A 21,200-nucleotide genomic window follows, 5' to 3' on the forward strand; every position below is an offset into this window, starting at 1 on the left:
TCATATAAAGGAAACATTAATCATAGAGGTTTTTAAGCATTCTCTCATTGATTGTTCCGTGATGATAATAAAAAAGGCACAGTTACCATTAAGTTGAGGTAACTGTCTTTTTTATACTCAAAATAAGAACTGCGTCAACCTCCTCGGTTTTACTTATTGTAAAGATAGCTTCCTATTATTTTTTAAAAGGACCGGGCTGTATTTAGCCCGGTTTATCTTATTGAATGTAAGTAGTTTGACGTGGGCCATTCTTCGATTGAAAATATACCGATTCATACAAAGGTATTTCGGATACCGAAAAAATATAGTAAAATAAATGATAACAACAGTAAAGAGGAGTGGATGAAATGAAAGAAGATTTAAAGCAAGTATGGGATTTGGATTCGGTTTTTTCGGGAGGAAGCGGATCTACTGAATTAAAAGCATATTTTCAAGAAACTGAACAAAGTTTAACTGAGTTAACTGAAAACGTAAACCGTTTTACTGATCAGCCAGCAAAAATAACGAATACTGAATTTGCCGAATTAGTAGAACATATTCGAATCGCAAGAGTACATATTGGTGAAATAGGTGCGTTTATTAGTTGTTTGTTAGCGCAAGATGTTACGGATAAAGAAGCCAAATTATTAGCAGGGAGAAGAAGTAGCCTCGCTGCACAATTTGGAAAATTAATTACGAATTTTGATTTGGCCTTAGCAGAAATTCCAGAGCAACGTTGGGGTGAATTATTGGAAGATCCTTCTATTAAACCAATTACTTTCATATTAAATGAACATCGTGATCAAGCAAAAGATAAGCTTCCAGCGGAACAGGAAGCGTTGCTAAAAGATTTATCTGTAGATGGATATCATGCATGGGGGGAAATGTATAATAATATTGTTGGAAAGATCTCTATCCCTTGGGATGATCATAGCTTATCGGTAGAACAGGTTACTAACAAATTAAGTGATAGTAACCGTGAAGTGAGGGAAAAAGCATTTGAAAAATTAGAACAAGCCTGGTTTAAAGAAACAGACTTATTCACAGATACTTTAAATCACTTAGCTGGTTTTCGTGTACAAACATATGCACATCGAGGTTGGGGTGATGTATTAAAAGAACCTTTATCATATAACCGGATGTCCAAACAAACGCTAACTACAATGTGGGATACAATTACAGCGAATAAACCTGCTTTTTATGATTATTTACAAAGAAAAGCTGATTTGTTTGGTATTGAAAAACTTGATTGGTTTGATTTAGAAGCTCCGATATCAACTGAAACTAAAACTGTCGATTATCAAACAGCAGCAAAAACAATTGTAGCACAATTTAGTAAATTTAGTGAACGGATGGCGAAATTTTCAAAGCGAGCTTTTGAAGAATCGTGGATTGAAGCAGAAGATCGTTCAGGGAAACGACCAGGTGGGTTTTGTACAAGTTTTCCAAAAAGTAAACAAACACGAATATTCATGACTTATGCTGGAAGTGCTTCGAACGTTGCGACGTTAGCTCACGAATTAGGTCATGGATATCATCAACATGTAATGGATGAGTTGGACGTGCTAAATCAAGACTATGCAATGAATGTTGCAGAAACAGCGTCTACGCTGGCTGAGATGATCGTTGCTGATGCAGCTGTTAAAGAGGCATCATCAAAGGAAGAGAAAATTGCATTATTAGAAGATAAAATTCAACGAAGCATTGCATTTTTCATGAATATACATGCCCGTTTCTTGTTTGAAACTCGTTTCTATGAAGCACGCAAAGAAGGATATGTATCAACTGATCAACTGAATCAGTTAATGGAAGAGGCACAAAAAGAAGCATATGGTGATCAATTAGCATCTTATCATCCTACTTTCTGGGCTTCCAAATTACATTTCCACATTACTGGAGTTCCTTTTTACAATTTTCCATATACATTTGGATATTTATTTAGTTTAGGTATCTATGCTTATGCACAAGAAAACCAAGCGGATTTCTCTTCATTTTATGACGAACTATTAAAAGATACTGGGCGAATGACAGCAGAACAACTGGCAGAGAAGCATTTACAAGTGAATTTGGAAGAGCCAACTTTTTGGCAAAATGCTATCGATTTGTGTGTGAAAGATGTCGAAACATTTCTAATGCTTACAAAGTAATCCAGTGAATAAATTTTATCTCGGAGCAACCGTCCGTAAGACTCCCACTTCAAAACAACAAGAATATCAAGTTGTTTAAGTGGGAGTAACGGATGCTAGCACCCCGAATGGTTCAAAGGCCTTTAGGTCATCCTTTAGGACTAACAATCAGTGGGGGAATACCTAAAAACCCCCACTGATTGAAGTTTCACTTTATAGCATGCAAAAAAATAGTGGGGACATTCCTCACTTTTTTTGCGTTCTTTTATTATAAACCTTTTTTAGCAAAAATAGCATCAATGAATGATTTGGGATTTTGGTTCGTTTGAAAGGTGATAATTCCACTTATGGTATACAATTGTAAAAAATATATTGTGCCTGACAATTGTCGATAGCAACAATCATATAACTGGGTGTACGGATATACCTTACCATTTGAAGTTGTAAGTTCGTTTTCACCAAGGAACAATTCGTGTGTAAATTCTTCTATTACTACTTGATTGTTAATAATATTCCGGTCTGTAGTGAAATAGCATAATGTTTGAACATCTAATGACATCTAATCATCCTTATTCGAAGTTTTTTCCACTACATTCATTATGATTGGTAATCCGGACAGAATCAAATTGTTTTCAATGCAAATAAAGATAGGTTGTTTAACATATGGAACAGTTTGAGAAACAAAGGGAATTCAGAATAACACCTGTTCAAAATAAACTAAACGATTAAGATGTTTGTGATGAACCTAGAATTCAATAGCAAATTAACCTTGTTATAGGTTATTAACGAGTGCTTAAATATTTTAAAGGGGCATGACGATTCCCGTCATGCCGAAGGTCTATCTATAAGTAAAGTTCTTACATGTTACCTCTTACCCTTTAGGTTTAAAAATCAATGCTCCAATCATACCAAACACGATTGCTGAAGAAATACCAGAGCTTGTGACTTCAAACATTCCTGTCGCGACCCCGATAATTCCAGACTTTTCAGCTTCTTGCATAGCACCGTGAACGAGTGAATTGCCGAAACTTGTAATGGGAACAGTGGCTCCTGCTCCCGCAAAGTCAATTAATGGTTCATAGAGTTCAAATCCAGCTAATATAGCTCCCATGACAACCAATATGCTTAAGGTTTGTCCGGGTGTTTTTTTGAAAATATCCATAATAAGTTGTCCGATTAGACAAATAAGCCCACCAATTAAAAATGCCCAAATAAAAACCATTATACCCCTCCGTTCTCTATGGAAACTGCGTGGGCAATTGTAGGAATGGATTGATTTTGTGAAGCGGAAAGTGGGGATAGTAACGCACCAGTTGCCACGATAAGAATTTTATTTAATTGTTTATTGTTCATCTTTTTCCATAAATGTCCATAAGTGACTACGGCTGAACAACCGGCACCACTTCCACCAGCAAATACTTCTTGATTACTTTTATATAACATAAGCCCACAATCTTTAAATTTATTCTCATTTATTTGAATGCCTTGATCTTGTAACATTTCCAGGGCAATGGAATTACCTATCTCTCCTAGATCCCCTGTAACTATTAGATCGTAATAATTAACATCCACTGCCCGTTCGGCTAAGTGTGTACTTATTGTATCGACTGCGGCTGGAGCCATTGCTGCACCCATGTTCAAAGGATCTGATTGATTTAGATCTACAACTTTACCTATAGTTGCACTCGTTATTTCTGGTCCTGTTCCTATCTTGCTAACCAAACCAACACCGGCACCTGTAACTGTCCATTGTGATGTTGGTGGTTTTTGTGCACCATAATCAGTTGGATAACGAAATTGTTTTTCGACTGCGCCATGGTGGCTACCAGTTCCAGTAAGAACAAAATCTGCTCCATTCGTGTCTACAAAATAACTAGCTAGAGCTAATGCTCCTGTTGAGGTTGCACAAGCATTAGAGATACCTAAAAAAGGTATCTTATTATTTCGAGCAGCAAAATTCGTCGGAGTCATTTGGTTTACGAGATCACCACTTAGAAAAAAATTAACATCTTCAAATCTCATTTTTTGTTTTTGAATTGCGATTTTGCAAGCATCTTCAATGAGTTGCTGTTCAGCTTGTTCAAAGGAAGGTTGTTTCATGAACAAGTCTTTGTGCAAAAGATCAAAATCATCAGCAAGTTTACCCTCTGATTCAATAGGACCTCCTACTGTTCCAGTAGAGATAATCTTCGGTTTTTGATTGAATAGCCATGTTTGTCGTCCTAGTAGCACTAAATAACCCCCATTTGAATAAGAATTGTTTTGGTTAATGCAATGACAAATGCAGAAAAGACTCCAAACAAAATGACAGAACCAGCTAATTTAAACATGTTCCCACCAACCCCTTGAACAAAGCCTTCTGTTCGGTGTTCAATCGCAGCTGAAATAACTGCATTACCGAACCCGGTTACGGGTACCGCAGTGCCAGCACCGGAGAACTGTGCTATTTTGTCGTAAACCCCGAAACCGGTCAATAACATTGTAATGAAGATTAGTGTTGCGACGGTAGGGTCACCAACAGTTTGTTCGGAAAAATCAAAAAAGTAAATATAAATAAAACTGATTACTTGTCCGATTAAAGAGATAGTTCCACCAACAAAAAAGGCTATCATACAATTTTTAACTATCGGACGCTTTTTTTCGTGTTTATCAGCTAATTTCTGATACTCTTCCTTACTAATTTTGCGATTGGAACTCATTATTATCCCTCCTAATTTCTTGGTGTGACAATCTCTTTAACTTTTTGAAATTGAACATCGAATTCTGCTTGATTGAGGTTTTGGTCCCTTATGTGATATTTTAATCGATCAATTTCTAGAAAGAATTTTTGATCAGAAGATACAGTAGACTTAAGGTCTGGGTCGAAGTTTTTCAGTTCATCTTTCACTTTTTCTTCAATTTGTTGTTCATTGAATTGTTCAAATGTCGATGCCTTTATTGCTAGAAGAATTTCATCTTTGTTCATCACACTTGTGACCTCGATAATGGAATCGAATTTATCTAACACATGTCGATTGATCGCTTCTTGCTCGTATCCAGCATAATTCATTTGTCTCACTTGAATTGGGTTGATTGGTTCTTCGTCTAGTGTTAGCCCAACACCAGCACACGCAGCAAGAGTTATTATTACTAACGATATAGCAAGTAAACGGATTAGTATTTTATTTTTCATATTTTTCACCACCATTTCATTGTTTCCTGTAGTTTTTGAAAAAACGAATGAATTTATACAACAAAAAAACGCCAATAAGTTTTGACGTTTTTACAAAAAAGAAGGTTTATTTTTTATTGAATTTTTTTTCTTGTAAGTAGGGAGTTAATCTTGCTCCTCTAGGTTTTTTTAAGTTTTCTATTACCTGTTTTGTCCAGTGATCCGTGCGTTTATTTGTACTTCTTGACAGATAATATTCTTCAATTTTTTGATCGAAAATAGCTAATTGCTCTGCTTGTATTTGATCATTAGCGTATTCATTTTCAAAATAGAAAGCTTTTTGTGGTAAACGTGGCTTTTGTTCTGGATTATCGTCAGGATAACCGATAGCAATACCGAACAGAGGTATTACATGTTCTGGTAATTTCATTAATTGATCTACTTTATCCATATCTCTTCGTATACTTCCAATATAACAAATCCCTAAGCCCATTGATTCAGCAGCTAATGCTGCATTTTGAGCGGCAATAGTAGCATCAACAGTAGCAATTAATAAATTTTCTGTACTAGAAACATTTTCAGAAATAATAGCTTTTTCATCATCTGAAGCCTCGATCATATGACGATGAAAGTCTGCACAGAAAAGTAAAAAATGGCTGTTTTTCTCTATATATGGTTGACCAGAAATGGATGCCAAAGCTGCTTTTTTTTCAGGGTCAGTTACACCTATGATTGAGTATGCCATTAAGTAGCTTGAAGTGGAGCCAAAACTAGCAGCTTGAATAATTTGTTGAATTTGATCATCTGTTAGTTTCTGGTCAGTAAACTTTCTGATCGTCCGATGATTTACCATTGTTTTTATTGTTTCGTTCATCTAACTCTCTCCTTTTAATTTTTTTCCTGAAGGAACAAACGCTAGTACTCCGAATACCGGTGTGAACAGCTTTCGTTCCTCCTTTAGAGCTAACAACCAATGAGGAAACTTAAACTCCCACTGATTGAAGTTGCACTTTTGTCTTTTTAATCAAATGTGACCTGAACTTCTTGTGTGTTCTGTGATAATTCGTACCATGTATTTAATTGTTCATCTGTCGGTTCATTTACAGCTGGAAGTGTTACAGTGATCGTTTTGTTATCTTGCCAATTGACTTCAATAATGGGCCAAAGAAATTGATGTAATTGGAAGTTCGTTTCATCAATAGTATTTAACGATAGTGCATTCCAAGTATTTAGATCAAAAACAATGATTTTTTGCTTGGTCCATAATTCTGATTCCCCTGGGCGTTCAAACACGAGTAACAGCTTATCCTCATCAGGAGAGATATTTATCGATTTTAAAGTAGCATTATCCGCCAATAATTTTGATCTCTCCGTTTCTGTATTTAATAGTAAATAGGAACATGTGTTATCAACACAAGCAAAAGATAAAACGAAGAGTGGAGCCACCTTGTCTAACTCCTCGCTGTCTATCACGCGAGTAAGCTCCATTTGTTCAATCGCTTGTTTCCGATTTTGATGCTTAGCTAAGTAATTGTTAAGAATCGGTATTTGATCTAAATGCAATGAAATTTGCTGCATAGGTAAAGTGAATTCTAGAATCCGTTGAACTTCTTCCTCATCTTCACTCTCTTGTTCGATTAAGTTGATGTCTTCATCATCAACATTCGTTTCTTCCTGTACGATAATTGGAGCTTGATTGGAACACCCTATTAAAAGAAGAGTGAAAAAAAAGATTAGAAAGAATAATTTTTTCATTTTCATGTATCTTCACCTCTAATATTAAGTTGTTGATGTTTCGATTGTAAAGTCAATGATCTTTAACTGATCATTCTCATAAGCAACGATAAAAGTATATATCGAGGATAATTGACGGTTATCATCAATCTCTGTTTTATTCACATCCGCAGTCACTAGTACGTGTTCTTTATCGTCAATATAATCACTTTCCATTTGAACAAGTTCTAATGTCTTTCCATGTGAAAATTTTCCGCGAAATGCCGAATAGTCCATATCGCTTTGTAACTGACTCCCTAATAGTGTATATGCGTTTAAATAATCTCGCATCAATACACTTTCGAAGAAGTAGTTGATTAAGTAATCAGCATCCTCTTTTATTAGATCAGGCTCTCTTACTAGTGAGCGTGAATAATTTGGGAAAATTAAATCTTCATCCGTAACAGAAGTAGACCAGTTGGTCACGTCATCAATTATCGATTGAATGGGTATACTAAATGCAATTCCACTATCATCAATCCCTGCAGCATTTACACCGACAACACGACCTGTATTTGTATCAACTAACGGACCTCCACTATTCCCTTGTCTAATATTTGCAGATATCTGATAAACGTTGTCATACAAGAACTCATTAATTTCAAAAGAGCGATTGATACCAGATATTATCCCCAATGAAACAGAATTTTGAAATCCTAACGGGCTTCCTACGGCAAGAACTTCTGCACCAATAGGAAGTCGATCGTTTACCTCGATTTCCATCGGTGTTTGATTGATTAATTGTGGAACTCGTATCACAGCTATATCTTGTTCTTCACCAATCCCAACGATTGCAGCAGGATATGTTTCTGCGTTTGCCATTGTAACAGTAATCGATCGAGCGTCTTGAATTACATGAGCATTTGTAATGATATCACCACGTGTATTATATAAGAAACCTGAACCTATGCGATCATTATAATGAGTATCGACATTAATTTGCACGACATTTTTTTGTGTTTCATGAATAATAGATTGTAAATCACTGTTCTCATTACTGTTATAATTGTAAACAGCAAGAACATTCTCTAGATCGAGCTCTTTGTTTACTTGATTTTGATAGGTGGTTAAGATGACAAATAAGCCAAGGATAGAACTAAGAGTTATGAAAGCAATAAGCATTATTTTTTTCCTTTTTAACATAAGGTTTCTCCTTTGGTATCGTTAATCAAGAAACCAAGTGATCGTATCAATGACCACCTCAAGGTCTTGAACGGATTCTTCTAGATTAAAATACGTGTAATCGAATTTCCCGGTTTCCCCTGGATACAGAGTTGTAGGATATACATATGTTTCATTTGTTTCGATTTGCTCATCTGTACTATTTTCAATATGATAACTTATCGCAATCGTATGGATAGGAACAGTGGCTACACTTTTTATTTCTCCAGCAACAATAATATTTCCTCGACTATTTTCGCTGACTTCTATGTCAATCAGTTCAATTGCATCATTCAGATTTATTTCTTGTTCCGCTTGATAGGCACTCACGGCTTGTTCCATTCTTTCTTCTTGCGCTGTCTCAAAGGCTGTTTTTTCATTAGCAATGGAAGTGCTTAAACTAGCAAGTTTTTCTGAATTGGGTACATAATAAAGGCCATTTTCCACGAGTTCTAAAGCTTTAGAGAATTGCTTTTCTCTAGCTAGTTTGTTTGCTTCAGAGGACGTGTGCGCGACAATTTGTTCCCGAATCGAACTGGCTATTTCAAATGCTTCAGGATCTTGTATTCCTTCCGCTTCCCATAGAATGGGAGGAAGAGATTTCAAGTTTGAGGTGTTGTTTAGTTTTTCCTTTACAATCTCTAATTGAATTGCCGTCCTATCACGGACTAGTTTGTCTTGAAATAAGTCAACAGCTTCACCAGTATACGCTTGTAATTCATTTATTGTTTGATTGATTTTTTGTAGGAGTAATTGGTGGTCATCTTCTTGCTTCATTAATTCTTCGTGTGATAGAGCAATTTTACTAAAATGATGCAAATCAATTGCGGAAGAAAAGTGTTCATGTAAAGAGATGGCGTTTTCCAATTCTTCAAAGGCAAGTTCGTATTCTTGATTAATAAGATGATCTTCAGCGTTATGATAAGCACTTGTTGCAAGATTCATTCGACTATTTAGGTAAAATTGAATTCCAATGCTAATTAATAGTGCAAACACGATGATAGATAACGGAAGGAGTAACAGTTTCACATTGGTTTTCCGTGAGACTTTTCGTTGATCAAAATCGCTTGGCAATTCCTCTCCGCAACATACACAAAATAACTCGTCATTTTTTACTTTATTCCCACAATATGGACAAAATGCCATTGTATTCACCTGCCTTAGAAGTGGAGTTTTATTCAATTACCGCCCAATCAACAAGTGGCTGAATGATAAATTCTGCTCTGCCAATAATGTTTTTTTTGGAGACAAAGCCGAGACTATTACGACTATCCCTAGAATTTCTGCGATTATCACCAATAACGTAATAATATCCATCAGGTATTTTGATCGGATTAACATCATGAGTGCGAAAACTTTGTGCATCAGTAATAAACGTTTGTTGATAGGGAATACCATCAATATAAAGTTGCTGATTAATGATGGAAATGGTTTCACCAGGTAATCCAATAATGCGTTTGATATAAACTTTTTCATCACGATCAATAACGATTACTTCCCCGCGACTTGGTTCATTAAAGGAATATATTAATGTGTTTGTAATGATTTTTTGATTGTTTTTTATTGTAGGGAACATGCTGTCACCGACAACAACTGCTGTTGAAAAGACGAAAGACCGCATTAAAATATAAATGATAAGAATCAGTATTAATACTTTTCCAACTTTTAAGAGTTTGTTATGAGGTTTCTCAAACATCTATTTCTGTCCTCTCTACCGTAAATCACAAGTTTCTATCGTACATGTCCTATTTTAACACAGTCTTTCAATAAATGTTGTTAAGAATACTTCATGTCTACATTTGATAAAAGTTCGAAAGTAGTTTACTATAATCTATGTAAGTATAGTATATTCGTTGATGAAAAATGCGACAACAGGAGGTAACTCACTTGACAAGTGAAAAAGCGCATTATTTACTTATCGAAATCGAACAATTAAGACAGAAACTAGTTAATATTGTTAGGATCAGCGGTTTTACAAGTGAAGAGTCTATTATTATTAGTCAAGAATTAGATATATTATTAAATGAATTTGAAGAGATAGAAAGAAACAAGTAGAGGCGAATATTTCGCTTCTACTTGTTTCTTTTTTTGTAAGATAGGAAAAATTTAACACACACTTTTATTCCTTTTTCACCTTTTTGATCTTTGTAAATAATCTTCTAGACGATTAAGTCCTTCCGTTAATGTTTCGAGACTATAAGCATAAGAGAGACGTATATAGCCCTCCCCAAAGGATCCAAAGGCATCACCTGGAACTAACGCTAGTCCTACGGTGTTTACCAACTCTAGGGCGAGGTCAAAAGATGATAATTCACTGTTTATTTTAAAGAAAAAATAAAATGCGCCATCAGGCTTAATTACTTCTAACCCCATCTTTTTAAGACGTTGATAAACGTAGTCTCTCCGTTCTAAATAAGCTTGTTTCATTGGAATAGGATCGTCTTTTCCATTAGTTATAGCAGCGAGTGCTGCGTGTTGACTAATGGATGTAGCACACGAAACATTGTATTGATGCACCTTCGTTAAATGTGGTGCTAACCATTGAGGGGCTAATAAAAATCCGATTCTCCAGCCAGTCATTGCATGTGATTTTGACAAGCCATTAATAACAATGGTTTTTTCTTTGATTTCTTCAATTCGTGCCATGGAGAAGTGATCTTCATGATAAGTTAAAGCACTATATATTTCGTCTGTAATAATAAAAATATGATGCTTTTTTAAAACATCTGATAGTCCACGTAGTTCTGTTTCGGTTAATGACACTCCTGTTGGATTCGAGGGATAAGGTATGATCACGCATTTCGTTTTCGGTGTAATATGCTTTTCTAATTGATCTACAGTTAACTTGAAATTATCATTACTTGTGTCAATGTAAGTTGCTTTTCCCCCAGCTAACTCAATCAGAGGCTGATAACCAGGGTAAACAGGTCCGGGTAACAGTACTTCATCACCTGCATTGAGAAGTGTTCGTAATGTTATATCAATCGCTTGTGATGCTCCAACAGTTATAAGAACTTGTTCAGGTTTGTAGTCCAATTGATATAATTCTTTTACGTATTCGCTAACCGCATTACGAAGTGGCAATATACCGGCATTAGGAGTATAGCTCGTATGATTATCTTGAATTGCATGAATTGCAGTTTGTTTTACATGTTCTGGTGTGAAGAAATCTGGTTGTCCAATTGTTAGAGATAGAATATCATTTTTTTCATTTACAAGGTTGAAAAATTTCCGAATTCCCGAAATCTCAATATTCTTAACTCTCGTGTTGATAAGATGTTCCAATGTTGTACCTCCTATAGTATATATTTACAACCAAAAAATTGGATGGATGAATAAGAATAAAAAAATAGGGCAAAGCTAGTTTTCAACAAAAAAGAAAATAAGGAGGGATCATATGAACACCATCCATGTTTTATTAAGTTGGATAAAAAAAGATCAACTAATTTCTTTAGGTCTATCTGATCAACAATTTGACTTTATTTTAGCATTTTTTTTACTTATTATGCTTTACATTATCGTTAAGCCGATTATAACGATATTGATACGATTGAAGTGGTACCATCTTTCGGCATATGTAATAACGATGTTGTTGTTTAGTAATTTTATAAGTCTTTATCGATTGAATCAGATGCGGTCTTTATCAGAATCCAGCCTACTTATTGATAATATGTCATTGTTTTTGTCTATTTTCACCCTGGGTGTTGCTATAAGTCTGTTCATTATTGCAGAAAGAATTCTTTCCTATTTCAAGTTAGTGAAAAAACAATCAAATTAGTTATCTTCGATGATTTTTTTTATAGTAAGAATAATTCCATTTCCCTAAAGATGAAGGAGTGAAATAGGAAGAATTTGATTTCCGTTCTTTTGGAAAGGGGATGTCTAAATAGCTACATATGATTTTTTTTGCATGTCTTAAAGACATTTTTGTTTTGGGATTTCGATAGTTTTGATCAAGATTTCCTAAATGCTTTACTTTTTTGAAATCCTCTTTCTTAGGCGGTATATGAAAATAATAATCCCCCACTTGAACAAGTAGTGTGGAATGTTGTCTACTTAATTTAGGTTGTTCTGAGAAATGTAACCCAACTTTTTCAGCTATATGGTTTTCAAGTAATCTATTGATAGCTTGTTTCTTCATATCATATAACTCTTTAGGATTTAGCGCTGTTTTCGCATGTCGATTGATAATATATATCGCTTGTGCAATTTCGTCAATCTCTTTAATTCTCTCTTTATTCATGAACACTTCTCCTCTCTATAACAGTGAGCACAAAAATTAATATCTATTTTACACTATCATCCTACACAATATTTTACCATTGATTATAAAGTAAAACTATATCTCTTCATGATTTTCTCCCGTAGTAACTATTGATTAGACCCCAAATTTAAAAGAAAAAGTATATTCAAGTTATTTAAGTTAGAGTACATGATTTTATTATTCTGAAGGTTTCAAGCCCTTTAGGAATAACAATAACTGGGCGAACAACTAAAGTTTTTGACTGGTGAAGTTCCGGTACTCATGAACAATCGTAGTCAGAAAAAAATACAATTTACGTATGACCACAGGTGAAAAAGATTTGTTCTAGGCATCGTTTATGGTAATATATAATAGAGATGTGTAACGTGAAAATACTCCTCAACTGCTTGTTAAGGAGAGTGTACAAGATGGAAGAAATAAAAGAGTTACCGTTATTAGAAATTACGGCTGAATCATTAATGATTTCATCAGAAAAAGTTGCGCATGTTCAAATGAATAATCCATTGGAACATGCGTTGTTAATATTAGTTAAATCAGGATATTCGGCTGTACCTGTACTTGATATATCATACAAATTCCAGGGCGTTATAGGGAAAAACCTCATACTTGATAAAATATTAGGCTTAGAGCGATTTGAGATGGAACGTTTATCAGAAGTGCGAGTAAATGATGTTGTGAATCAAGAGATACCATGCTTGAAAAAGTCAGATAATTTTTTATCCTGTTTAAAATCAGTGATTGATTATCCCTTTGTCTGTGTGGTCGATCAAGAAGGATATTTTGATGGAATTGTGACAAGACGAGCAGTATTAAAGCAGTTGAATAAATACATTCACGTTAAGAAATCATTATTCAATGAAATAATTGATGATAAGTAAGGTATACTACTTGTCATTAGTAAGAACAATTTGATAAAGTTAGACGTACTATTTTTTTAGGGGGAAGACAAAGATGAAAATGATGGATGCAAACGAAATAATTTCATTTATTTCAAACAGTGAAAAATCAACACCAGTTAAGGTTTATGTAAAAGGTGAAAACTTAGATCAAATCGATTTTGGTTCAAGTATTCAAGCGTTTGTCCAGTCTACTACTGGTGTTTTATTTGGTGAATGGAAAGTAGTCAAAGAAGCATTAGCTACATATGAAGAGAAAATCGCTGATTATGTTGTGGAAAATGATCGTAGAAATTCTGCGATTCCAACGTTAGACTTAAAAGAGATAAATGCCCGAATTGAACCAGGTGCCGTGATTAGAGATCAGGTCGAAATTGGTGATAATGCGGTAATTATGATGGGTTCAATGATTAATATTGGAGCTGTAATTGGTGCAGGGACAATGATTGATATGAACGCTACCCTAGGTGGGCGAGCAACCGTAGGAAAGAATTGTCATATTGGTGCAGGAGCTGTGTTGGCTGGTGTTATTGAGCCACCATCCGCCAAGCCAGTTATCGTGGAAGATGATGTAGTAGTTGGTGCCAACGCAGTAGTGTTAGAAGGTGTAACAATTGGTAAAGGTGCTGTTGTTGCAGCGGGAGCAATTGTAACAAAAGATGTCCCAGAGAATACTGTTGTTGCAGGAGCACCAGCTAAAGTTATTAAAGAGATTGATGATCAAACGAAATCAAAAACAGAAATCATGCAAGCGTTACGTAACTTAGGAGCAGAATAAAGGCGTAAGAGTGAATACAGTTAGAATTAATAATGGACATCAGTAAGTTCTACATTAATTAAGGTTAACGAAAGCAGGGGAGCAAATCTCCTGCTTTTTCCTGTAAATATATAAGAGGGGCAGAGGATGTTTAATGGACTTAAACCGATTAAGTAAAATCAGACAGGATTTACATCAAATTCCTGAATTGGGTTTTCAAGAGAAAAAAACGCAAACATATTTGCTAACAGTTTTAAAAAAATTACCTCAAGAACACCTAAAAATCGAAACGTGGCGTACGGGTATTCTTGTTAAAGTTATCGGAAATAACTCGAAACGTGTAATTGGTTTTCGAGCAGACATGGATGGATTGCCTATCCAAGAAAATACTGGGCTTTCTTATCAATCGAAACATGAGGGGTACATGCATGCATGTGGACATGATTTTCATATGACAATCGCATTAGGAGCTTTGTTTCAATTGGCTAGTCAACCAATTGATGATGACGTTGTGTTTATCTTTCAACCGGCAGAGGAAGGGCCTGGAGGTGCTTTGCCAATGTTGGAATCAGAACTGTTTGCTGAATTTCGTCCGGATTATATCTTTGCTCTGCATATTTCACCTGAGCTCCCTGTAGGCATAGTCTCTAGTAGGGCGGGCCTATTATTTGCCAATACGAGTGAATTATTTCTTGATTTTAAAGGGAAAGGTGGACATGCAGCCTATCCTCATATGACAGATGATATGGTTGTGGCTGCCAGTACTTTTGTTTCACAACTTCAACAAATTGTCAGCCGGAGAGTCGATCCAATTGAGAGTGCTGTGGTTACAATTGGAAAAATAACTGGAGGAACAGTTCAAAATGTAATCGCGGAGCATGCTCGGATAGAAGGGACGATCCGAACCGCTAATGCGTCAACAATAAATAAAATCAAAACAGAAATAGAGTTATTTGTGAAAGGTTTTGAGCAAAGTCATCATTGCGAAATATCCATTGATTATGGTTCGAATTACTATCAAGTATATAATACCAAGGCGTATGTTGATCAATTTAAGCAAATTATACAAAGTTCCGGGAAAGCAAAGTGGTTAGAGGCTAGTGCAGCGATGACTGGTGAAGATTTTGGTTATTTCTTGCGTGACATTCCAGGATTCATGTTTTGGTTGGGGGTTGATTCCGCTTATGGTTTACACCACAGTAAATTAAATCCAAATGAATCTGCGCTTGAGGTGGGAATGCATGTGGTTGAACAAACGATTCGCGAACTTAAATTTGTATAATCATTTTCTGTCTGGTTAAAACTAGTGATGTAAGCTATTTACCCTGGGGCAATCATCCGTATCAATCCCATTCATTGTACCAAGAAAAAGAAAAGTTGTTGAAATGGGAGTAACGGAGGATAGCACCTCAAATGGCTGAACGAACAATCAGTGGGGGTGAATTCGAAAAGCCCCTATGATTGAAGTTTCACTTTACCAGGAGGAATGAGAGATGAAAAAAGTAGGCGTTGAATCAACTTTGACGGACGTGACGCAGGCACTTCAACAAAAAGGGTACGAAACAGTAGAACTTAAGGAAGAGTCAGATGTGCATTCATGTGATTGTTGTGTTATCTCTGGTCAAGATAAAAATGTAATGGGTATGCAAGATTCTAGTTATCAAGGTTCTGTAATTAATGCTGATGGCCAATCGGCTGAACAGGTATGTAAACAAGTACACAATAAAATCGATTAAGATAAACCGTGAAGACCATCTGGTTCTTTAAAAAAACAATAAGATGCTATATTTGTAAGGGGCTGATGGTGATAAGCGAACGCTGGCATATCATGCTTTAGCGTGACACTTTTCCATAAGTGAAACGGCAGATGACCATTCGTGGTCATCTGCCGTTTTAAATATGGGAAAGCAATCATCAGAACCTACTGTTATACTAGATTAATGATAAAACACCTAAAAATATCGAAATAAAGCTGACTTTTTTGAACTTTCTTGTCTTGTTATAAAAGCTCCTAACCCTTGGCGGCATATTAACAAAAACTAATGTTTGCTATAGTGAAATCAAGATGAACGTAGATGCTTTTATAGCACTTGCTTTCGTTTTGTTACATACAATTTGAATTAATTTTCTTTCATTATATTGACTTGGTGGGGGAACGGAATTTCAATATTTGCTTGATCAAATGCTTCTTTTATAGCTTTTCGGATCGACCGCTCGGCGCTCCATTGCTCCATGTTTTGGGTTTGACCAATTATTCTTAAGACGATATCAGATGATCCAAAAGATTGTACCCCTAAAACAGAAGGGCCGTCAACGAATCTTTCATCTGTCTGAAACTGAGTACAAACCGTTTGAAGTACCTCCATAGCATGATCAATATTTTCATCATAGCTAATACCGATATCGACCAGAGCGCGCATGGTTCCACGAGAATGATTACTTACACCTTCTAGTTGTCGGTTGGGAATAAAATTTAATGTGCCATCAAAGCTTCTCAGCTTCGTTGTACGCAAACCAACTTCCTCAATAATGCCCTCATATCCTGCAGTTGACACATATTCTCCAACTTCGATTTGTTTCTCGAGTAATAAGAAGAATCCAGTCACTATATCACTCACTAATCCTTGGGCTCCAAAACCAACTGCGAGGCCAAGTACACCAGCTGAAGCTAGTAAGGGACCTAAAGGTAGATTGAAAACCCCAAACAACATAACAATGAAAATAAAAATTAACAAATAAGAGTAGATGTTTAGCAACAGTTTCTCTAAAGTGAGAACACGTGCCTCCGAAATGTTTTGACGCTTTGTTGACTTTTTTAACGCACTAGTAATTAGTTTTTTTCCTAGTGGGTTAAAGATTGCATACGCAATGAAAAGCAATAAAATTTGTAATGCCCATGTGAAAATGATGTGGGAATAATTATTGAATTGAATAAACAGTAAATACATATGTATTTCTCCTTTCTTTTCTAAGATGAAGTTCTTATTATCAAGTATTGTTCATTATATACCCAATTAACCATTTTTTTAAGCATCCTGCTTATGTACATCGAAATTTTTGTTAATGAACTCATCGATCATTGTTCGTTAGAGATAGTATTTCAGCTTATCACTACAATTTTTACCAAAAGTTTACATAGAGGTCTTATTTCCGCCTAAAGTCTGATTTTTAATTTTTTCAAAGAAAGTAGGGCAAAAGGGTGGAAATTTATTTCGTAACCCGATATATTAATAGTTATGAATAAAGTGAAACTTCAATTAGTGGTTTTTTTCCTGGATTTTCCCACTGATTGTTCGTAACACCATTGGGGGCTATTGTCCATTACTTACACCGAAACATTTTGTTTTAAAGTGGGAGTTCTAAGGATTGGTTGCTTCTTGAGAAACACATAAGAGGAGGGAGACATCATGGAGACATTTAAAAAATTAAAAGAATTTTATTGGCCATACAAGAAATACTTTATTTACTCAATATTTTTTGTACTTATGGTAACGGGAATTACGGTTTTATATCCTGTTATTCTTCAACTAACAATCGATGAAGTCATTGACGAAGGAAGATACGGTCTTATTCCATATTTATCAATTGGATTTATTTTAATCATGATGGTTAAAGGTGTGACAAATTTTTCACAGCAATATTTAGGAGATTTATTTGGTGTTTCATCTGTCTATCGACTGCGTGATGCATTGTATAAAAAATTGCAAAGCTTATCATTTACATATTATGATAATGCGCGAACAGGTGATTTAATGTCACGCTTAACAATGGATGTAGAAGGGTTTAAATTCTTTTTGGCTGCTGGCTTTAAAGAGCTTATTCGTGTTGTGATCTTAATGCTCACAAGTATCACTGTAATGTTCTATTATTCAGTACCATTAGCGTTAGTAACAATGGCTGTAATGCCACTACTTATTATCGTAGTAAAACAATTTGATAAAGAAGTACATCCTGCTTTTCGTTCGATTCGAAAAACGTTAGGGAAGTTAAATACGAGAATCCAAGAAAATGTAAGTGGAATGAATACAGTAAAATCTTTATCGAAAGAAGACTTTGAGATTGAGAGGTTCACGGTTAATAATCAAGATTATAAGGAAGTAAATATTAAAACCTCAAATATATGGGCAAAATATTTTCCTTTTATGGAGTTTATCGGAAACATCGCGATGATTGCATTGTTGATTTACGGTGGTTCACTTGTTATTAATGGAGATATGCGTTTAGGAGAATTAGTAGCATTCTTTAGTTTAGTTAGTTATATTATCGGACCATTGATGCACCTTGGTTTTATTGTTAACCAATTTTCACAAGCCAAGGCTGCTGGGGAAAGATTATTAGAAATTCTAGAAGCTCCAGAAGATATTGAAGAAAAAGATGATGCTATTGTTCGTGAACGAATCAAAGGTGATGTTACCTTTAAGAATGTAACATTAAAATACACAGAGGACGACGATGCAGCACTTAAAGATATTTCTTTCGAAGCACCTCCAGGAAAAATTATTGGGTTAATTGGTGCTACGGGATCTGGTAAAACAAGTATTACTCAACTGATGACTCGTTTCTATGAGCCGCAAGAAGGTGAGGTTTTGATCGATGGAAAACCTACAGAAGACTACGATTTGAAATTCTTGCGTAAACATATTGGTTTTGTATTACAAGAATCCTTCTTGTTCTCCACAACCATTAAAGAAAACATTGCTTATGGTAGTCCTGAGGCGAGCATGGATCAAATTATTGCTGCAGCTAAACGAGCACAAGCACATGAGTTCATATTGGAATTGCCAAATGGATATGACACGATGTTAGGTGAGAGAGGAATGGGGTTATCAGGTGGTCAGCGCCAACGTATTGCAATAGCGCGTGCGCTTTTAATTGATCCTAGTATTTTGATTCTTGATGACGCTACCTCAGCAGTTGATATGGAAACGGAATTTAAAATTCAAAAAGCTCTTAAAGATGTTATGCAAGGGAGAACGACATTTATTATTGCACATCGAATTTCTTCTTTGAAACATGCAGATGAAATCATTGTTCTAGAAGAGGGAGCGATTGTTGAACGAGGAACGCATGATCAATTATTAAATAATGGTGGACCCTATCAGCGTATCTATGATATTCAATATCAAGATAAGCATGCGGTAATGGGGTCCGTTCAATAGAGAGGGAAGGAGTGAGACCATGTCAAATAAGGAAGCAGTAACTACCAGTACACATTTAAAACGTTTTTACTATCCATTGGATCGTGCAGTAGAAAAGCCATTCAACTGGCGTCAAATGACACGTCTGTTACAATATATCAAACCCTATTCAAAAACTTTATTACCAGGTGCAATGGTTGCGATGTTTGTATCTATGCTCGTTCGACTAATTGTACCGATTATGATTGGTCAGGTTGTAATTGAGCGAGCTATCCGGAACGAGGATCGGAATTTATTAACAAGCATGGTAGTATTAATTGGGTTCCTTTACTTAGCTAATTATATTGCCAATCGATATCGAATCAAGTTAGTGAATATCTTGGGTCAGCGTACGATCCATGATTTGAGAAAACAGCTATTTTCTCATGTGCAACGTTTATCGCATAATTTTTTTGATAAACGTTCTGCAGGTTCAATTTTGGTACGTATTTTGAATGATGTAAATTCATTACAAGAATTATTCACAAATGGTATTATCAACTTATTAATGGATATTCTTATGTTATTGGGGATCGTCATTATTTTGTTTGCGCTAAGCTCTCAATTAGCTTTAGCTGTTTTAGTTATTTTGCCTATTATGTTTTATATTTCCACGAAATTAAGAAGAAACATTCGAAAAACGTGGCAAAATGTCCGTATTCAAAAATCAAGAATGAATTCACACTTAAACGAAAGTATTCAAGGGATTCGAATTACCCAGTCTTTCTCACAAGAAAAAGAAAATACGGAATTTTTTAATGGTGTAAATTCGGATAACTTTGAGACGGAACGCTTAGCAATGAAGAAAAGTGCGTACTTCGGCCCATTCGTTGAAATGAGTAATGCCGTGGGTACTGTCATTTTAATCTCGTATGGTTCCCATCTTATTATTAATGGAACGATACAAATTGGTGATTTTGTCTCTTTTGCTTTTTTCTTAGGGATGTTCTGGGAACCTATCTCCCGACTTGGACAAATATATAATCAGTTACTTGTTGCAATGGCATCTTCAGAGCGGATATTTGAATTTCTCGATGAACAACCGAATGTAGAAGAGAAAGCGGATGCTAAATCGTTTACGGATATGAAGGGTAGTATTGAGTTTGATCATGTTGAATTCTCATATGATGAAGATCGAATTGCTTTACACGAAATATCATTAAATATTAAAGCGGGTCAAACGGTGGCGTTAGTAGGCCATACCGGTTCTGGTAAATCAACAATTGCAAACTTAATTAGTCGCTTTTATGATCCAACAAAAGGTGTTGTAAGGATAGACGGACATGATTTGCGTGACATGCGATTGGACAGTTTACGAAATAATATTAGTGTAGTACTACAAGATACATTTATCTTCTCTGGCTCTATTATGGATAACATTCGCTTTGGTCGACCTGAAGCTACTGATGAAGAGGTCATTGAATCTGCAAAAGTTGTTGGAGCACATGATTTTATTTTGCGTTTAGCTGATGGCTATCATACAGAGGTAGAAGAACGCGGAAACATTTTATCAGCTGGGGAGCGTCAATTACTTTCGTTTGCTCGTGCATTATTGGCTGATCCCCGGATTTTGATTCTTGATGAGGCAACAGCAAGTATCGATACAGAAGCTGAAATGAAAATACAGAAAGCTTTGAAAAAATTATTACATGGTCGAACAGCCATCATGATTGCCCATAGATTATCAACCATTCGTGAAGCAGATAACATCATTGTTCTGGAAAATGGAAAAATTCTCGAACAAGGAAACCATGATGAACTTATCTCATATCGCGGAGAATATTACGGATTAGTTAAATCACAATTTGAAATGCTTGACGTTTTGTAATGATTGAAAAAGCCTTCCCTATTTTTTAGGGAAGGCTATCTTTTTTTGAAATGAATATGATAGACTAAACGTAGTAAGATTTGTTGGG

General features: G+C 35.5%; 22 protein-coding genes. 9 read left to right on the forward strand and 13 right to left on the reverse strand.

The annotated features are described in order from the left end of the window. The first annotated feature begins 347 nt into the window (after window positions 1-347). Window positions 348-2,126, forward strand: coding sequence for a M3 family oligoendopeptidase (locus tag OWO01_RS12025; protein WP_268780704.1), 1,779 nt, complete (start codon window positions 348-350; stop codon window positions 2,124-2,126). A gap of 247 nt (window positions 2,127-2,373) precedes the next feature. Here OWO01_RS12025 and OWO01_RS12030 read toward each other — a convergent pair whose 3' ends face one another. The 10 genes from OWO01_RS12030 to lepB form a co-directional block, all read right to left on the reverse strand. Further along, window positions 2,374-2,664: a hypothetical protein gene (locus OWO01_RS12030; protein ID WP_268780705.1), complete on the reverse strand. Its 291-nt coding sequence runs from the start codon at window positions 2,662-2,664 to the stop codon at window positions 2,374-2,376. A gap of 312 nt (window positions 2,665-2,976) precedes the next feature. After that, the gene (spoVAE, locus tag OWO01_RS12035) at window positions 2,977-3,327 is read right to left on the reverse strand and encodes a stage V sporulation protein AE (RefSeq protein WP_268780706.1); all 351 of its coding nucleotides are present in this window, start codon (window positions 3,325-3,327) and stop codon (window positions 2,977-2,979) included. Further along, a complete protein-coding gene (gene spoVAD / locus OWO01_RS12040) occupies window positions 3,327-4,337 on the reverse strand; it encodes a stage V sporulation protein AD (RefSeq protein ID WP_268780707.1) in 1,011 nt (336 codons plus the stop codon). The genes spoVAE and spoVAD overlap by 1 nt, the downstream gene beginning before the upstream one ends. Then, entirely contained in the window at window positions 4,337-4,804 is a 468-nt protein-coding gene (spoVAC, locus tag OWO01_RS12045) for a stage V sporulation protein AC (protein ID WP_268780708.1), read from the reverse strand. Before spoVAC ends, spoVAD begins: the two co-directional genes overlap by 1 nt. A gap of 11 nt (window positions 4,805-4,815) precedes the next feature. After that, complete coding sequence (locus OWO01_RS12050) at window positions 4,816-5,277, reverse strand: YhcN/YlaJ family sporulation lipoprotein (RefSeq protein WP_268780709.1); 462 nt, start codon at window positions 5,275-5,277, stop codon at window positions 4,816-4,818. Window positions 5,278-5,383: 106 nt separating this feature from the next. Next, window positions 5,384-6,130, reverse strand: a complete 747-nt coding sequence (gene nfsA, locus OWO01_RS12055) for an oxygen-insensitive NADPH nitroreductase (protein ID WP_268780710.1) — start codon at window positions 6,128-6,130, stop codon at window positions 5,384-5,386. Between the two features lie 146 nt (window positions 6,131-6,276). After that, window positions 6,277-7,017: a hypothetical protein gene (locus OWO01_RS12060; protein ID WP_268780711.1), complete on the reverse strand. Its 741-nt coding sequence runs from the start codon at window positions 7,015-7,017 to the stop codon at window positions 6,277-6,279. Window positions 7,018-7,035: 18 nt separating this feature from the next. Next, entirely contained in the window at window positions 7,036-8,172 is a 1,137-nt protein-coding gene (locus tag OWO01_RS12065) for a S1C family serine protease (RefSeq protein ID WP_268780712.1), read from the reverse strand. 21 nt (window positions 8,173-8,193) lie between these two features. Further along, the gene (locus OWO01_RS12070) at window positions 8,194-9,336 is read right to left on the reverse strand and encodes a zinc ribbon domain-containing protein (RefSeq protein ID WP_268780713.1); all 1,143 of its coding nucleotides are present in this window, start codon (window positions 9,334-9,336) and stop codon (window positions 8,194-8,196) included. A gap of 28 nt (window positions 9,337-9,364) precedes the next feature. Further along, window positions 9,365-9,886: a signal peptidase I gene (gene lepB, locus OWO01_RS12075; RefSeq protein WP_268780714.1), complete on the reverse strand. Its 522-nt coding sequence runs from the start codon at window positions 9,884-9,886 to the stop codon at window positions 9,365-9,367. A 191-nt stretch (window positions 9,887-10,077) separates the two neighbouring features. Between lepB and OWO01_RS12080 the strand changes: the two genes are divergently transcribed. Continuing rightward, entirely contained in the window at window positions 10,078-10,245 is a 168-nt protein-coding gene (locus OWO01_RS12080) for an aspartyl-phosphate phosphatase Spo0E family protein (protein ID WP_268780715.1), read from the forward strand. Window positions 10,246-10,320: 75 nt separating this feature from the next. On the opposite strand, the gene OWO01_RS12085 is transcribed toward OWO01_RS12080, so the two are convergent. Then, on the reverse strand, window positions 10,321-11,475 hold the full coding sequence (locus OWO01_RS12085) for an aminotransferase A (protein WP_268780716.1): 1,155 nt from the start codon (window positions 11,473-11,475) through the stop codon (window positions 10,321-10,323). Between the two features lie 112 nt (window positions 11,476-11,587). Between OWO01_RS12085 and OWO01_RS12090 the strand changes: the two genes are divergently transcribed. After that, window positions 11,588-11,968, forward strand: coding sequence for a hypothetical protein (locus tag OWO01_RS12090; protein WP_268780717.1), 381 nt, complete (start codon window positions 11,588-11,590; stop codon window positions 11,966-11,968). Here the strand turns inward: OWO01_RS12090 and OWO01_RS12095 are convergent, their stop codons facing one another. Next, window positions 11,969-12,433, reverse strand: coding sequence for a YkyB family protein (locus OWO01_RS12095; protein ID WP_268780718.1), 465 nt, complete (start codon window positions 12,431-12,433; stop codon window positions 11,969-11,971). A gap of 428 nt (window positions 12,434-12,861) precedes the next feature. Here OWO01_RS12095 and cbpB point away from each other — a divergent pair, with 428 nt between their 5' ends. The 4 genes from cbpB (at window position 12,862) to OWO01_RS12115 (ending at window position 15,843) form a co-directional block, all read left to right on the forward strand. Beyond that, entirely contained in the window at window positions 12,862-13,332 is a 471-nt protein-coding gene (cbpB, locus tag OWO01_RS12100; RefSeq protein ID WP_268780719.1) for a cyclic-di-AMP-binding protein CbpB, read from the forward strand. A gap of 73 nt (window positions 13,333-13,405) precedes the next feature. Continuing rightward, window positions 13,406-14,128 (forward strand): 2,3,4,5-tetrahydropyridine-2,6-dicarboxylate N-acetyltransferase, encoded by a 723-nt coding sequence (gene dapD / locus OWO01_RS12105; protein WP_268780720.1) that lies wholly within the window; start codon window positions 13,406-13,408, stop codon window positions 14,126-14,128. 133 nt (window positions 14,129-14,261) lie between these two features. After that, window positions 14,262-15,389: an N-acetyldiaminopimelate deacetylase gene (locus tag OWO01_RS12110; protein ID WP_268780721.1), complete on the forward strand. Its 1,128-nt coding sequence runs from the start codon at window positions 14,262-14,264 to the stop codon at window positions 15,387-15,389. Window positions 15,390-15,600: 211 nt separating this feature from the next. Next, a complete protein-coding gene (locus tag OWO01_RS12115) occupies window positions 15,601-15,843 on the forward strand; it encodes a YkuS family protein (protein ID WP_268780722.1) in 243 nt (80 codons plus the stop codon). A gap of 384 nt (window positions 15,844-16,227) precedes the next feature. On the opposite strand, the gene OWO01_RS12120 is transcribed toward OWO01_RS12115, so the two are convergent. Next, a complete protein-coding gene (locus OWO01_RS12120; protein ID WP_268780723.1) occupies window positions 16,228-17,055 on the reverse strand; it encodes a mechanosensitive ion channel family protein in 828 nt (275 codons plus the stop codon). A gap of 459 nt (window positions 17,056-17,514) precedes the next feature. Between OWO01_RS12120 and OWO01_RS12125 the strand changes: the two genes are divergently transcribed. Both OWO01_RS12125 and OWO01_RS12130 read left to right on the forward strand, forming a co-directional pair. Continuing rightward, window positions 17,515-19,266, forward strand: a complete 1,752-nt coding sequence (locus OWO01_RS12125) for an ABC transporter ATP-binding protein (protein ID WP_268780724.1) — start codon at window positions 17,515-17,517, stop codon at window positions 19,264-19,266. Window positions 19,267-19,285: 19 nt separating this feature from the next. Then, window positions 19,286-21,112 carry an ABC transporter ATP-binding protein gene (locus tag OWO01_RS12130; protein ID WP_268780725.1) on the forward strand — a complete coding sequence of 609 codons (1,827 nt, stop codon included), beginning with the start codon at window positions 19,286-19,288 and terminating at the stop codon, window positions 21,110-21,112. Window positions 21,113-21,200: the final 88 nt, after the last annotated feature.

The sequence above is a fragment of the Natronobacillus azotifigens genome (assembly GCF_026805325.1).
In the GTDB taxonomy this organism is placed as follows: Bacteria; Bacillota; Bacilli; order Bacillales; family Amphibacillaceae; genus Natronobacillus; species Natronobacillus azotifigens.

Bases quoted from the DNA above. Each gene is read 5' to 3' on its own strand.
- OWO01_RS12095 (WP_268780718.1), bottom strand. From the start codon at position 12,433: ATGAATAAAGAGAGAATTAAAGAGATTGACGAAATTGCACAAGCGATA.
- OWO01_RS12115 (WP_268780722.1), top strand. From the start codon at position 15,601: ATGAAAAAAGTAGGCGTTGAATCAACTTTGACGGACGTGACGCAGGCA.
- OWO01_RS12090 (WP_268780717.1), top strand. From the start codon at position 11,588: ATGAACACCATCCATGTTTTATTAAGTTGGATAAAAAAAGATCAACTA.
- OWO01_RS12070 (WP_268780713.1), bottom strand. From the start codon at position 9,336: ATGGCATTTTGTCCATATTGTGGGAATAAAGTAAAAAATGACGAGTTA.
- OWO01_RS12025 (WP_268780704.1), top strand. From the start codon at position 348: ATGAAAGAAGATTTAAAGCAAGTATGGGATTTGGATTCGGTTTTTTCG.
- OWO01_RS12060 (WP_268780711.1), bottom strand. From the start codon at position 7,017: ATGAAAATGAAAAAATTATTCTTTCTAATCTTTTTTTTCACTCTTCTT.
- cbpB (WP_268780719.1), top strand. From the start codon at position 12,862: ATGGAAGAAATAAAAGAGTTACCGTTATTAGAAATTACGGCTGAATCA.
- OWO01_RS12050 (WP_268780709.1), bottom strand. From the start codon at position 5,277: ATGAAAAATAAAATACTAATCCGTTTACTTGCTATATCGTTAGTAATA.
- OWO01_RS12030 (WP_268780705.1), bottom strand. From the start codon at position 2,664: ATGTCATTAGATGTTCAAACATTATGCTATTTCACTACAGACCGGAAT.
- spoVAC (WP_268780708.1), bottom strand. From the start codon at position 4,804: ATGAGTTCCAATCGCAAAATTAGTAAGGAAGAGTATCAGAAATTAGCT.
- OWO01_RS12130 (WP_268780725.1), top strand. From the start codon at position 19,286: ATGTCAAATAAGGAAGCAGTAACTACCAGTACACATTTAAAACGTTTT.
- OWO01_RS12110 (WP_268780721.1), top strand. From the start codon at position 14,262: ATGGACTTAAACCGATTAAGTAAAATCAGACAGGATTTACATCAAATT.
- dapD (WP_268780720.1), top strand. From the start codon at position 13,406: ATGAAAATGATGGATGCAAACGAAATAATTTCATTTATTTCAAACAGT.
- OWO01_RS12065 (WP_268780712.1), bottom strand. From the start codon at position 8,172: ATGTTAAAAAGGAAAAAAATAATGCTTATTGCTTTCATAACTCTTAGT.
- OWO01_RS12120 (WP_268780723.1), bottom strand. From the start codon at position 17,055: ATGTATTTACTGTTTATTCAATTCAATAATTATTCCCACATCATTTTC.
- OWO01_RS12125 (WP_268780724.1), top strand. From the start codon at position 17,515: ATGGAGACATTTAAAAAATTAAAAGAATTTTATTGGCCATACAAGAAA.
- lepB (WP_268780714.1), bottom strand. From the start codon at position 9,886: ATGTTTGAGAAACCTCATAACAAACTCTTAAAAGTTGGAAAAGTATTA.
- spoVAE (WP_268780706.1), bottom strand. From the start codon at position 3,327: ATGGTTTTTATTTGGGCATTTTTAATTGGTGGGCTTATTTGTCTAATC.
- nfsA (WP_268780710.1), bottom strand. From the start codon at position 6,130: ATGAACGAAACAATAAAAACAATGGTAAATCATCGGACGATCAGAAAG.